The 13,167-nt window shown below is 62.4% G+C and carries 7 protein-coding genes; all 7 read left to right on the forward strand.

Annotation, left to right across the window (positions count from 1 at the left end; all coding sequences use genetic code 11):
* Nucleotides 1-531: hypothetical protein (locus VL547_RS02070; RefSeq protein WP_325574653.1), on the forward strand; the 531-nt coding region annotated here is incomplete at its 5' end.
* Nucleotides 528-1,994, forward strand: coding sequence for a T9SS type A sorting domain-containing protein (locus VL547_RS02075; protein ID WP_325574655.1), 1,467 nt, complete (start codon nt 528-530; stop codon nt 1,992-1,994). The genes VL547_RS02070 and VL547_RS02075, both read left to right, overlap by 4 nt.
* A 34-nt stretch (nt 1,995-2,028) precedes the next feature.
* The gene (locus tag VL547_RS02080; protein WP_325574657.1) at nt 2,029-5,295 is read left to right on the forward strand and encodes a tetratricopeptide repeat protein; all 3,267 of its coding nucleotides are present in this window, start codon (nt 2,029-2,031) and stop codon (nt 5,293-5,295) included.
* Nucleotides 5,270-7,246 carry a DUF3857 domain-containing transglutaminase family protein gene (locus VL547_RS02085; protein ID WP_325574659.1) on the forward strand — a complete coding sequence of 659 codons (1,977 nt, stop codon included), beginning with the start codon at nt 5,270-5,272 and terminating at the stop codon, nt 7,244-7,246. The genes VL547_RS02080 and VL547_RS02085 overlap by 26 nt, the downstream gene beginning before the upstream one ends.
* The gene (locus tag VL547_RS02090; protein WP_325574661.1) at nt 7,243-9,225 is read left to right on the forward strand and encodes a DUF3857 domain-containing protein; all 1,983 of its coding nucleotides are present in this window, start codon (nt 7,243-7,245) and stop codon (nt 9,223-9,225) included. The genes VL547_RS02085 and VL547_RS02090 overlap by 4 nt, the downstream gene beginning before the upstream one ends.
* Nucleotides 9,225-10,382, forward strand: coding sequence for a hypothetical protein (locus VL547_RS02095; RefSeq protein ID WP_325574663.1), 1,158 nt, complete (start codon nt 9,225-9,227; stop codon nt 10,380-10,382). The genes VL547_RS02090 and VL547_RS02095 overlap by 1 nt, the downstream gene beginning before the upstream one ends.
* 127 nt (nt 10,383-10,509) lie before the next feature.
* Nucleotides 10,510-13,140 (forward strand): MGH1-like glycoside hydrolase domain-containing protein, encoded by a 2,631-nt coding sequence (locus VL547_RS02100; protein ID WP_325574665.1) that lies wholly within the window; start codon nt 10,510-10,512, stop codon nt 13,138-13,140.
* Nucleotides 13,141-13,167: the final 27 nt, after the last annotated feature.

The raw sequence follows: 13,167 nt of genomic DNA on the forward strand, positions 1-13,167 counted from the left end.
GGCATCAACTCCAGCTCTTTTAGCACCGGCGTCATAACCGGTGGCGCAAACAACGCCTATTTATACAGCACCGGCAACGACTTCGTGATCGGCAACGGCGCCAACGGCAAGAACCTGATATTTTTCGCCGGCGGCACGGCCACCACCAACGAGGCCATGCGGATCAACAGCTCCGGCCAGGTCGGCATCGCCAACACCAATCCCACCGCCAAGCTCGACGTCGGCGGGAACTTTAAGCTCGGGAGCAGCGGCACGGTATTGAACAACGTCATCAAGGGGAGTTACACCGTGACCGGCGGCGCGATAAACGTCGGCGTGGGAGGGACGACCCTGGTAAGCGTCGCGATCACGGGCGCGCCGCTCCACGCCTCGGTGACCGTCTCCCCGGAGTCGGCGCTGCAAGGAGGCACGATCATCGCTTATGCCTATGTATCCTCCGCCGGCACGGTGACGATCGCCTTTTCCAGCGTTGCCTTGTTGGGCAATACGATCGCGAACGGCACGGTCTTCGACATCACCGTCATCCAATGAAGCGCCTGTTGACGATAGGGTTACTGATAACAAGCGCGCACGCCCAGGTATACCTGGCCAACAACGCCGACATGGCCGTCCACCCCGGAGACACCGTCTCGATCTTTGGCGACGTCACCAACCTCGGCCGGTTCGGTTCGCTCAACGGCAGCGTGGTCCAGTTTTACGGCACTACCTGGCAAAACGCGCCGGGCGGCATCCTGCCGGGTGAAGCCTTTTACGGGCTGGACACCACGAACGGGCAAGGAGGCTATTTCCGCTTCCTCCACGGCATCGGCACCCAGACCCTGCAGGGCGGGAGCTTCCCGAGCCTCGGCGCGGGCAACGACCTCGGCGTATATCTCGGCGGCGACGCCCGCATAAGGGACACCCTGCGCCTTGAAAACGGCCTGCTCTACCTCAACGGCTATAACCTGACCCTCGGCAACGGCGCCCCCGGCCGGATCGACGGATACGACAACCAGCGATACATCGCCACCGACAGCGCCGGCACTTTCAGCCGGCAGGCCATCACCCAATCCGACGGGATGGTCGTTTTCCCCATCGGGACCGCACACTACGCCCCCCTGGCGGTCCAGAGCCATACCCCCATCGCCGTCACCTACCACGCCACGGTATACGACGGACCGGCGACCGACACGTCGGTCGGCAAGACCTGGCGCCTGGGCGCCGGGGCGCTTAACGTTTCCGACGTCACCGTCTGGCTCCAGCACGACATAGCGGACGAAGGCCCCCTCTTCCCCGAAGCCCGCGACAGCAGCTTTATCTCCCTGGACGGCGACACCCTTGGCCCGAGGGGCGCCCTCAACCCGGGTACGCTGACCACCGGCCCACCCGATATAAACGCCTGGCTGAACGCCCGGGACTTTACCGGCGCCGTCCTCGCCAACGCCTACCTGAGGGTCGTCGACCGGCCGCCCTCCATGGCGACCCTCGATTTCGAGGCTTTCCGGCGTACCATCCACCAGGTCCACACCTTCTGGAGCACCGTGATCGAGCACGACGTCCAGCGCTACGAGCTACAAAGACGACGCCTGGAAGAAGACAGCTTTTACACCGTCGCGGTGGTGCCGCCCCACTTCCCCGGCGGCAGCAGCGATACCCCTCAGCGGTACGACCAGGAAGACGATAACTTTTACGGCAAGATCACCTACTACCGGCTGAAAATTTATGGCAACGACGGCCGGATAGCCTACAGCCAGACCCGCGTCGTCCCCGCCGCGACCGCCATCCAGGTGTCCCCGAACCCCAGCTACGGGACCTTCACCGTCGCGGTCTTCGGACAAAACCAGCCCATCGGGATGGCTATGTACGATATGCGCGGCCGTCAGGTAGGCGTCTACGCTATCAATGGCTCGGCGACGATAAACGCCACCGCGCTGGCCGCCGGTACCTACGTCCTCGTCTTCTACGACGGCCATACCCGGCTGGATACACAGCGGATTATACTCCTGCGGCACTAGATTTTTCGTATATTGGGGAGCAATCCAATATCCGATGAACCTGATTTTCCGCTGCCTCTGCGTCGCCCTGTTGCCGGTGACCGCCAGCGCCCAGACCTTGCCCAACAGCGCCCGGGTCCTCGAGACCGGTCGCAAGCTCCGCGACAACGGCCAGTACCAGGACGCCTTGAACGCTTTCCGGCAGGTCGATCCCAGCGACACCAACTATCACCTCATCCTCCAGGAGCTGTCCGTGACGGCCTTTGACGACAGCGCGTTTTCGGACGCGCTCGCCTACGCCGACACCGGTCTGGCGCGTTTCCCGGACGACCGCGTGTATTTCCATTCGCTCCGGGGCCAGGCGTACGAGGCGATGGGACAAACCGACGCCGCCCTCGGTTGTTACGACCGGGCGCTCCAGGAAGCGCCCTATCGCTACCAGGCCTATTTCAGCCGGGGCCTGGTCTATTACGAGCAAAAGCGTTTCAAGGAAGCCAAGGCCGACTTCGAGCACTGCGTGCTGATCTTCCCGACGCACGCGTCGGCCCATTTCTTCCTGGGCATCATCAGCATGCAGGAGGGGAACCTCGTGCCCAGCATGCTGAGCTTTATGACCTACCTGATCATCAAACCCGACGGGCGCTACAACGGCAAGATCGTCCGGCTCCTCACGGAGATGGCCAACGTCACCGACGACGTGACCAAGCTCACCGCCCAGCACGAGCCCGGACCCGGGGACAACTTCGACGCGGAGACCGAAATTATCCTCAGCAAAGCCGCCCTCGACAAGAGCTACCAGCTGAAGTGCGGTCTCGAGGACCCCATCGTCCGGCAGATGCAGGCGCTCCTCGAAAAAACCGACTACCGTCCGGACGACAAGGGTTTCTGGATGCAGTACTATATCCCGTATTTCAAACAGGTCTACGCCCAGGGCCAGTTCAACGACATGGTCTACGAGATGTTCAGCGGGCTGGGGATAAAGTCGGTGGATGAATACACCAAGCACCACAACGCAGACATCATGGTCTTTGCGCGGTCGACCGGCGATTTCCTGGCCAGGCTCGGCGCGACCGGCCGGCTGGACCCCGCCGAACGCGACACCGCCACCGTCAAAAATCTTTTTTACGACGACGCGGTCGAGGGCCGCGGCAATTTCACGCGCGAGAAAGACAAAACCATCCTGCACGAAGGCCCCTGGACGTTTTATTACGCCTCCGGGACGCTCAAGTCCCGCGGCGCGATGGACCCGCAGGGCATGCGGACCGGCACGTGGACCTTCTACCACGCCAACGGCCGGCTCAAGGAGATCAGCCACTACAAGGCGGGCGAGCTGGAGGACACCACCCGGACCTGGTTCGACAACGGCGAGCTCAGCGAAATAAACCCCTGGATCGACAGCAAAACCGAGGGCGTTTACCGCTCCTTTTTTTATAACGGCCTGCCCCGCGTCGTCTGCGACTATATACACGACAAACCCTCCGGGACCCAGGTCAAGTATACGTCCGAAGGTTTCCTGTCCTCGCGCGCGACGCTCAGGGACGGGGACATAGACGGTCAGTGGATCGACTACTATAACAACGGAAAACCCTCCGAGGTCACGCCCTATGTCAAGGGCAAGATGGAGGGCGTACGCAAAAAATACGCCGCCGACGGCACGCTCACCGAAGAGGCGTCCTTTAGCGCGGGCGTGGGGAACGGCCCCTGGAAGACCTACTACGCCTCCGGCCGCGTCCACGAGAGCTACACCTACGCCAACGGCGACCTGGATGGCCTGTATACCGAGTATTACGACAACGGCCAGGTCAGGCAAACCCAGCCCTACGCCAGGGGTAAGGCCGAAGGGAAGGAGTCCGATTATACCGAAGGGGGCCGTTTGTTCGAAGAGGATACCTACGAAAAGGGCAAGATCAGGGCCGTGCAATTTTACACAGCCGACGGCAAACCGGGTTACGCCGCCGCCATCAAGGCCTCGGGCGGTGCGCTGTCGTACTACGATTCCCTGGGCACGCGGATCAGCGAAGGCAACTACTCCTTCCGCGGTGACAAGGAGGGTATCTATACCTATTTCTATCCTTCGGGCAAGGTCAGCGGCCGCGCGGTGTACCGCGGGGGTGAGCTGGACGGGCCACGGGTGAGCTACTATACCAACGGCCGGCTCTCCGACTCCGCCAACTATGTACGGGGCGACGAGGACGGTTACTATGCCTACTTCTGGCCGAACGGTCGTTTGCGCCAGGACGGCTGGTACGCCACCGGCAAACGGACCGGTCCCTACCGGGAATACGACATCAATGGGAAGATGACCTACGCCGCCTGGTACGTGGATGGCGATGAGAGCGGTTTCTCGACCTACTATGCACCGGACGGTCGCAAGACAAAGGAATACCGTTTCGAATCCGGGTGGCCGGTCCACTATACGGCCTTCGACACCGCCGGCCGGTGTATCGCGGACGGCGTCATCACCCCCGGCGACATGGACATCCATATGCCCGGGGAATTCGATCACTACAACCACTATTACCTGGATAGTACGCTCCGGGACGTGTTCTTCGACCAGACGCCGCGGATGACGCGTTTTTACCGGGTAGGGACCGCGGACAGCGCCTACCGTTCCTGGTACTACGGCGGCCAGACATTCATGGAAGGCCAGTACCGCCTGGGCGACCGTGAAGGCCCCTGGAAGGAGTACTACCCAAATGGCCGCGTCAAAAATACCTACACCTACCGCTCGGACGACCTGGATGGACCCGACACCCTCTACAACGACGACGGCAGCCTGCGCGAAATCGCGCACTGGTCCGCCGGTCAGGAGGAGGGCGCCGAATACAACTATGGGGACGCGGGCAAGCTGGCGTTTATCTACTATTATCACCACGGCGCTCTGACTGGGTACAGCTATCCGGGCAAGGACGGCCAGCCGGTGCCGGCGATCCCGCTGCCCGATGGCTGCGGCAAGGTCACGGCCTACTATGCGAACGGCCAGAAAAGCGTGGAGCTGACCCTGGTCGACAAGGTGACCGAGGGACCGCGGAGCTTCTGGTATTCCAACGGCTCGCCCTGGATCGCCGGCCAGAAGGAGGGGGGACTGCAAAACGGAATTGTTAAAACGTACTACCCCAACGGTCACATAAAGGCCGAAGAACGGTATTATTACGATAACTTGCAGGGTGTGTGCAGTTACTATTATCCGTCGGGCAACCTCGAGCGCTCGGCGTATTATGTGGCGGGCGAACCCGAAGGACAGGAAAAAATGTACGACGAGGGCGGACACCTGAAACAGACAAAGGTTTACTACTATGGCGTTTTACAAGCAGTGCGTTAGGTTGGCCGCGGCAGCCCTTTGCCTGGGCGGCGTCGCGCGGGCACAATCGGTCGACGAGCTCCGCGCGCAGTTCCCGGGTGACTATGCCGTCATCCTGGACTATCACAGCGACACGCGTTTCTTCATGGAAGGGGACACGCCGAGGGCCGAGACAAAAATCACCGAGAAGCTGATGATCCTCGACGACAAGGCCAACGGGGAATTCAACAAATACGCGGTGTACCATGGCGACTTCAACAACATGGAGCACCTCGAAGCCTATACGGACGTGCCGGGCGGCAGGCGGCAAAAGGTGACCGATTTCAAAACGGAGGACGCCGCGGACGAAGAGGTGTTTTACGACGACGTGAAAAAAACGGAGTTCGACTTCCCCTCCCTCACCAAGGGCGCCATAGCATACGTCAGCTATACGCAAACGGAAAAGGAGCTGCACCTTTTTTCGCCGTTTTATTTTATCCGCTATATCCCCGTCGTCCACGAGTCGTACACCGTCCACTTCCCCTCCGACATGGAGGTGCTCTACGACGTAAAGAACGACTCCACGCGGATGATCCACGTCGATAAGGACGAACGCGGCCGGGACCATTCGTATACCTTCACCGGGGACCATGTGCGTCCCCTCACGTCGTTCGCCAACGCGCCCTCGGCCGCCTGGTACGAGCCGCACGCCATCGTCCGGCTCGGCGCCTATAAGAACGCCGCCGGTCAGCGCGTGGCCTACCTGGAGAACCTGAAGGACCTGTACGCGTGGGACTATGGATTTATCCGCCCGCTCGACAGCCTCGCCGGGGCGCTCCGTCCTGCCGACGCCCCGCTCCCCGTCCCCGGCGACGCCCTGCTCCGGAGCCTCGCCGACAGCCTGACCCGCGGGCTGGTGACGCCGGAGGCCAAGGCCGCGTCGATCTATCACTGGGTCCAGACGCACATCCGCTACGTCGCCTTCGAGGACGGCCTGGAGGGCTTTATCCCCCGCCCCGCACCGCTGGTCTGCAACCGGCGTTTCGGGGATTGCAAGGACATGGCCAGCCTGCTCACGACGCTCCTCCGCATGGCCGGTCTCCAGGCATACTTCACCTGGATCGGGACGCGCGACATCCCCTACGACCACACCGACCTCCCGCTGCCGCTTTGCGACAACCACATGATCTCGACCTTCCGGTCGGGGGACCGCTGGATTTTCCTCGATGGCACCGACCCCAACTGCATCTTTGGCTTCCCGAGCGCCTTTATCCAGGGTAAGCAGGCCCTGGTCGCGGTGTCGCCGACCGAATACAAGACCCTGCGCGTGCCCGTGATCCACGCGGACTCCAGCGGGGTCACCGACAGCACCTACATCGCCTGGACCGGGAGCGGGCTCACGGGGACGAGCAGCGTCTATTATCACGGCTACTACGGCTCCGATGTCCGCGATCACCTGCTGTTCAAGGACACCACCGACGCCCGCGACTACGTCAAATACCGCATGGGTAAGGGCAGCAACAAATTCATCCTGAACGACTACAGCATCCGCTACCTGGACGACGCCTCGAAGCTCGTCAACATCCGCGCGGGCTTCGACATCCCGGACTACGGCAAAACCGTCGGCTCCGAGCTCTACATCAACCTCAACCTCGAAAAGTTCTTCACCGGTTCCGCCGTCATCGACACCGCCCGCCGGAAGGTCCCGATGACGCACGAATACGAGTCCACCATCGACCAGTTCACCGTCTTCGCCATCCCTCAGGGATACGAGCTCAGCTACCTCCCCAAGGACTTCACCTACAGCGACGACAACATGGACTTCGCCATCCACTACGTCCAGAAATCCGGCCAGGTGATCTGCCAGCAGATCCTCGCCGACAAGACCCTCCTGATGGGCGCCGGCGACTTCCCCCGCTGGAACGGCGCCGTCAAGCAAATCCTCAACCATTACAAAGAACAACTCGTCTTCGTAAAAAAGACCGCTCCATGAAACCCGTAGCCCTTCTTTCGGCCCTGACCTTCGCCCTCGCCGCTACCGCGTCCCTTGCGTCCGCCGCCCCCGCCCCGGACACCGTCTTCGACTACACGACACCGGTATCCTGGCCCGCGACCCCGAAGCTCCATAGCGTCCCCGCCGCCTTCGGCGACGCCAGCGCCGTGACGGTCCTCGACGAGCGCTCCACCGAGTTCCGCAAAGAAGGCGACGGCTTCGCCGTCTACGAGACCTTCCACAAGATCATCCACATCCGCGACGACAAGGGCATCGAGATGTTCAACAAGATGTACCTCCCCGTCCGCGAAGGCAGCGAGGTCTCGAACATAAAGGCCCGCACCGTCACCGCCGCCGGCAAGGTCATCGACGTGACCCCCGACAAGATAAAGTCCACCACCGAAGACGGGAACGAATACCGCCAGTTCGCCATGGACGGCGTGGAAAAGGGCTCCGAGGTGGAATACTACTACGAGCAAAAACGCCCCTTCTACCTCTTTGGCTCCGAGTTCTTCCAGAACGGCCAGGTGCCCTGCGTCACGGCGCGTTTCCTGCTCATCAGCCCGCCCTCCATGCAGTTCAGCGCCAAGGGCTACAACGGCTTTACGGTGAGCCCCGACAGCATCATCGCCGACAAGCGGATCATCGTCGGCCAGGAAGAGAACATCCGCGACCTCCCGGAAGAGAAGTATTCCTTCCGCGACCAGTACCTGTCGCGCGTCGACTTCAAGCTCAGCTATAACCGCAGCGGCGACGGCGTCCCCGTGCGGCTGTATACCTGGCGTGACCTCGGCAAACGAGCCTACGCCTTCTATACCACCCACACCGACAAGGAAGACAAGGCCCTGCAAGCCTTTGCCCTCAAGCTGCCCGAGCCCACCGACACCAGCCTGGGCGGACGGATCAGTTTCCTGGAGGACTATATCAAGACGCACATCGACATCGACAAGAAGCTCACCTCCGCCGACGGCGACCAGCTCGTCCAGGTCCTGACCACGAAGACCGCCAACGACGAGGGCATCATCCGCCTTTTCGCGCGGCTCCTCCTCTGGGAGGACGTCCCCTTCGAGATCGTCCTGGCCAGCGACCGCTCCGGCATCCCGCTCGACCCCGACCTCGAAGACTGGGACCGCGCCGAAAACGTGCTGTTCTTTTTCCCCGGCACCGGCGCCTACATGGACCCCACCCAGGACGGCACGCGCTATCCCTACGTCCGCCCCAACCTTGCCGGCGGCCGCGGCATTTTCCTGAAGTCCATCTCACTGGGTTCCTATACCACCGCCACGGCCACCTGGGGCATGGTTCCCATCGCGCCCTGGGACTCCAGCTCGCTGGATATGGAGGCGGACATCCGTTTTAGCGGCGGCCTCGACACGCTGCTGGTGCACGGCCGCCAGATCATGACCGGTTACGGCGCCGCCGAATACCGCCCGATCTACACCTTCCTCCCCAAGGACAAGCAGGACGACGCCAACAAGGACATCATCAAATCCATCGGCAACAGCACCGACGTGAACAACATCGCCGTCCACAACCCGCACATGACCGACGCGTTCCACAACGCCCCGCTGGTCATCGAGGCCGACATCCGCTGCCCCGACCTCATCGAAAACGCCGGCAGCCGCCTCCTCGTCAAGATCGGCGAGATCATCGGCACCCAAACCGAAATGTACCAGGAGCGCCCCCGCCAGCTCCCCGCCGAGATGCCCTTCCCCCACAAGGAATACCGCACCATCACCCTCCACCTCCCCGAGGGCTACACCGCCAAGAACCTCAAGGACCTGAACATGGACGTGAGCTACCCCGACATGGGTTTCACCTCCTCTTACACCCAGACCGGTTCCGACGTCACCGTGGCCATCCACGAGTCCTACCGGACGCTGCGCTACCCCCTCGAGGCCTTCGACAACTTCAAAAAGGTCATCAACGCCTCCGCGGATTTCAACAAGGTCGTCCTCGTCCTCGAAAAAGCGAATTGATGCGCCGCTTCCCGCTTCTCTGCCTGGCGGCCCTCGCGTTCGACGTCGCCCCCCGCGCGCAGTCGCCCGCCGCCGCCGCCCCGCGCCTCCGCCTCACGTCGTTCAGCGACCCAACCCTGCCGTTCGGCGATTATAGCCCCCGCCGGGCGCCGCGGGCAGTTCTTTTGTTGGAAAAAAACATGCGCAAACTTCCACTACTACTCCTTTTGCTCGCCGCCGCGTGCAGCAAGAAGAGCAACACCCCGGGGGCGCCCGCCGGCGGCAACGTCACCGTCTCGACGGTCACGCCGAACATGGGCTATGGCGTCGGCGGCATCACCGCCGACAGCAAGGGCAACGTCTATTTTTCGCTGACGACTTCGGCGGTCATCTACAAGATGGTGCCCGGCAGCGCGCCCACCGTATATGCGGGTATATCGGGCGACTTTGGTTTTGACAACGGCGCCGGCGCCTCGGCGACTTTTACCGACCCCGCCGCCCTGGCCATCGATGGCAGTGGCAATATCCTGGTGGCCGATTTCCTGTACACCGGTCTCCGCTTTATCTCATCGTCGGACCAGGTCGCCACGCTCGTGGCCAATGGACTCGACGGTCCGCAGGCGGTTTGCGTCGACGGCAGCGGCAACGCCTACACCGCCACCGAAATGGGCTCCGACGGGATCATGATGGTCACCACCGGGGGCATGGCGTCGCTGTTTGCGGGCGACGGCAATACCGGTTACAAGGACGGCGCCCTGGCCTCGGCCGAGTTCACCAGCATCACGGGTCTTTGCACCGACGGCAAGGGGACGATCTACGTCGCCGACGACGGCAAGATCAGGAAGATTTCGGGCGGCCAGGTCTCGACCCTCGCCGGTAACGGCCATGGCTATGCGGACGGCAAGGGCGCCGGCGCGCAATTTGCCGGCGCGATGGGGCTTTGTCTCGACAGCAAGGGCAACATCTATGTCGCCGACACCTACGACGACGTCATCCGCTTCGTAACCCCGGACGGCACCGTTACCACGCTCGCGGGCACCGGCAACCAGGGCGCCACCGACGGCCCCGGCCAGAACGCGACCTTCTACGAGCCCACGAACCTTTGCTTCGGCAGCGACGGCAACCTCTATGTAGCCGACTATGGCAACGACGCGGTCCGCAAGATCGTGATCAAGTAGGGCGCCCCGCCAAAAACCCGCGCGCGCCAAAACCGGCGCGGTTCCAAAAACCCGCGCCGCAAAAACCTCCCGCCCCGCGCGGTTCCAAAAACCCGATCCCGTACCTTCGCGTGAAATGTACGCATAGATGGGGGCTGAACAAGACAGGCTCAGGTCGCCGGTTTGGAAACGATGGGGACCCTATGTATCCGACAGGCAATGGGGCACCGTACGTGAAGACTACAGCGAAAACGGAGACGCGTGGAACTACTCCACCCACGACATGGCCCGCAGCAAGGCCTACCGGTGGGGGGAGGAGGGGATCGCCGGGATTTCCGACGACAGGCAGCTGTTGTGCTTTTCGCTGGCGATGTGGAATCATAAGGACCCCATCCTGAAGGAGGTGCTGTTCGGCCTGGCTAACAAGGAAGGCAACCATGGGGAGGACGTCAAGGAGCTCTACTACTACCTCGACAACACGCCCACGCATGCGTACATGAAGATGCTCTACAAGTATCCCCAGTCGCCCTTCCCGTACGTCCAGCTGAAGGAGGAAAACGCCCGCCGCACCCGTGAAGAGCCGGAGTACGAGCTCTTCGACACGGGGCTCTTTGACCGGGACGCGTACTTCGACGTCACCGTGGAATACGCCAAGGCGGGGCCCGAGGACATCCTCGTCCGCATCACCGCGCATAACCGCGGCCGTAAGTCCGCCTACCTCGACCTGCTGCCCACGCTCTGGTTCCGCAACACCTGGAGCTGGGAGGAGCACGCCTACAAACCCGGGATGGGCCTGGGCGCCGCCGGGATCGCCGTCGTCCACAAGGACGTGGGCGTCAAGGCCTGTTATTTCCAGGAGGGGGGCGAGGCCCTGTTTTGTAACAACGAAACCAACCCGCACCGGTTATTCGGCAACGATACCACGGAAGAATATTTCAAAGACGGCGTCCACGAGCACGTCGTCCACGGCCTGAACACCGTCGACCCTCGCCGGATGGGGACAAAGGCCGCGGTACGCTACGCCCTCTACATCCCCGGTCGCAAAAGCCAGACCATCCGGCTCCGGCTCTCGCCCCGCGACCTGGACGGGGGAGGCTATGACGCGTTTGCGGATTTCGAGGACGTTTTCGCGCAGCGGATACGGGAAGCGGACGAATTCTACGCCGACCTCCAGCAAAAGATACAGGACGAAGACCACCGCCGTATTCAACGGCAGGCCCTCGCCGGTATCCTTTGGAGCAAACAATTCTATTACTACAACGTCCAGCAGTGGCTCGCCGGCGACCCCACGCGCCCGCAACCGCCCAGCGCGCGTTACGCCGGCCGGAACCACGACTGGTGGCATCTCCACAACGACGATATCATTTCGATGCCGGACAAGTGGGAGTACCCCTGGTACGCCAACTGGGACCTGGCGTTCCAGTGCGTCACGCTGGCGCTGGTGGACATCGGTTTTGCGCAGCACCAGCTCGAGCTCCTGACCAAAGACTGGTACATGCACCCCAACGGGAAGATGCCCGCCTACGAATGGGCCTTCAACGACGCCAACCCGCCGGTCTACGCCTGGGCGACCTGGGAGGTCTACCAGATGGGAAAGGAAAGCAACGGCGGCCGCGGCGACCGCGATTTCCTGGAAGGCATGTTCCAAAAGCTCCTCGTCAACTTCACGTGGTGGGTTAACCGAAAGGATACCCGCGGGAACAACATCTTCGAAGGCGGCTTCCTCGGCCTGGACAACATCGGCGTGTTCGACCGCAGCACCGTGCTGGAGGACGGCATCCTCGAACAGGCCGATTCGACCGGATGGATGACGCTGTTTGCGCTGACGATGCTCCGGATGTCGATCGAGCTGGCGCACGCCAACAAACGCTACCTCGACATGGTCAGCAAGTTCTTCAGCCACTTCGTGTATATGGCGGGGGCGATCAACTCCTCCATCGAAAGGGGCGGCGGCGGGATGAGCAGCCTGTGGGACCGAGAAGACCGGTTCTTTTACGACCAGGTGCGGCGGTTCGACCTATCCACCGTCCGGCTGAAAGTACGGAGCATGGTGGGGCTGATCCCCCTGTATGCCGTGGACGTCCTGGACCGCCGCGCGCTGAACCAGGACCCCGAGTTCCTCCGCCACGTCGATTGGTTCCTCGAAAACCGACCCGACCTGCTCGCCCTGACCACACGCTGGGCCGCCGAGGCGTGGGAAGACCGGCACCTGCTGAGCCTCGTCCGCGACCGCCGGCTCAAAAGCGTCCTGAGCCGGATGCTCGACGAAGCCGAGTTCCTCGGCCCCACCGGCATCCGCTCACTGTCCAAGGTGCATGAGAACGAGCCGTTCCTGTTTTCCACCACCGACCGCACGTTTGGCGTCCGTTACCTCCCCGGCGAAAGCGACAACGACATGTACGGCGGCAACTCGAACTGGCGCGGCCCCGTGTGGTTCCCCGTCAATTTCATGCTCATCCGCAGCCTCCAGCGCTTCCACGACTTTTACGGCGACCGCTTCAAGGTTCCCTATCCGACCGGCGCCACCGACTACCGCAACCTCGGCGACATTGCCCACGACCTCGGCGCGCGCCTGATCGCCCTCTTTACCCGCGACGCCCAGGGCCGCCGCCCTGTTTTCGGCGCCCGCGAGAAATTCCAGACCGACCCCCACTTCCGCGACCACATCCTCTTCTACGAGTACTTCCACGGCGAAACCGGCGAGGGCCTTGGCGCCGCCCACCAAACCGGCTGGACCGCCCTCGTAGCCAACCTCATCCAGATGCACTGGTCCAAATAGGCCCTTGCCCCTAGGCGTCGGGCCCCT

It is taken from the genome of Dinghuibacter sp. (assembly GCF_035492835.1).
In the GTDB taxonomy this organism is placed as follows: Bacteria; Bacteroidota; Bacteroidia; order Chitinophagales; family Chitinophagaceae; genus Dinghuibacter.

What these genes read in the sequence shown, in the direction of transcription:
- VL547_RS02075 (WP_325574655.1), top strand. Translation starts at nt 528, where the DNA reads ATGAAGCGCCTGTTGACGATAGGGTTACTGATAACAAGCGCGCACGCC.
- VL547_RS02080 (WP_325574657.1), top strand. Translation starts at nt 2,029, where the DNA reads ATGAACCTGATTTTCCGCTGCCTCTGCGTCGCCCTGTTGCCGGTGACC.
- VL547_RS02085 (WP_325574659.1), top strand. Translation starts at nt 5,270, where the DNA reads ATGGCGTTTTACAAGCAGTGCGTTAGGTTGGCCGCGGCAGCCCTTTGC.
- VL547_RS02090 (WP_325574661.1), top strand. Translation starts at nt 7,243, where the DNA reads ATGAAACCCGTAGCCCTTCTTTCGGCCCTGACCTTCGCCCTCGCCGCT.
- VL547_RS02095 (WP_325574663.1), top strand. Translation starts at nt 9,225, where the DNA reads ATGCGCCGCTTCCCGCTTCTCTGCCTGGCGGCCCTCGCGTTCGACGTC.
- VL547_RS02100 (WP_325574665.1), top strand. Translation starts at nt 10,510, where the DNA reads ATGGGGGCTGAACAAGACAGGCTCAGGTCGCCGGTTTGGAAACGATGG.